The following is a 713-nucleotide window of genomic DNA, read 5'->3' on the forward strand; positions in this document are numbered from 1 at the left end:
CACGACGACGACGAGCAGCAGGATCCGCCAGTTCTTTTTGATCGGTTCCAGCATTAGCGTCCTCCCTCCTCGAACTTGTACCAGCGAAGCAGCGAGACGTTCATCAGATACGTGTTCATCAGGTCGGCGCACAGCCCGACCGAGAGGATGATCCCGATGTCGCGGAGGAGCCCGATCCCGAACACCCAGGCGACGACCGCCATCACGACCATCGCCGCGATGGAGGTGAGCGTCATCGTCACCCCGGTCCGCATAGCGCGGCTGACCGATTCGTAGAACCCGCCGGTGCGGCGCAGCACCGAGTCGTTCAACAGGATGTCCGAGTCGACGCTGTACCCGATGATCATCAGGAGCGCGGCGATCGTCCCCAGCGTCATCTCGATGCCGAGCAGGTTCATCGCCGCGATCGGTATTACCAGATCGGAGAACGCGGACGCGATGACCGCTAGCGAGGGGATGAACGTCCGGAACAGCGCGAACACGAGCACGCTCATCCCGAAGAACGCGAGCGCCACGCCGAAGAGGGCGGTCCGCGCGGTGTCGCTCGCGAAGCTCGGCGACACCTGATCGACTGCGGTCGTGTTAAACCCCGCCGCCTCCGCCTGTCCTTGGAGATCGTTGGCCAGCCCCTCGGGATCGTTCTGGGACGCCTGGAACGTGACGACGACGACGTCGTCGTCGCCCGGGAGCGTCTGGGCCGGGATCGTCTGGAT

1 protein-coding gene is annotated in these 713 nt (G+C 64.2%); it reads right to left on the reverse strand.

Translation table 11 applies throughout. From position 1 onward, the window contains the following. Nucleotides 1-53: 53 nt before the first annotated feature. Nucleotides 54-713: protein translocase subunit SecF (locus EXE44_RS17575; protein ID WP_137718020.1), on the reverse strand; the 660-nt coding region annotated here is incomplete at its 5' end.

This window comes from Halorubrum sp. SS7, from assembly GCF_005435055.1.
Classification (GTDB): Archaea; Halobacteriota; Halobacteria; order Halobacteriales; family Haloferacaceae; genus Halorubrum; species Halorubrum salinarum.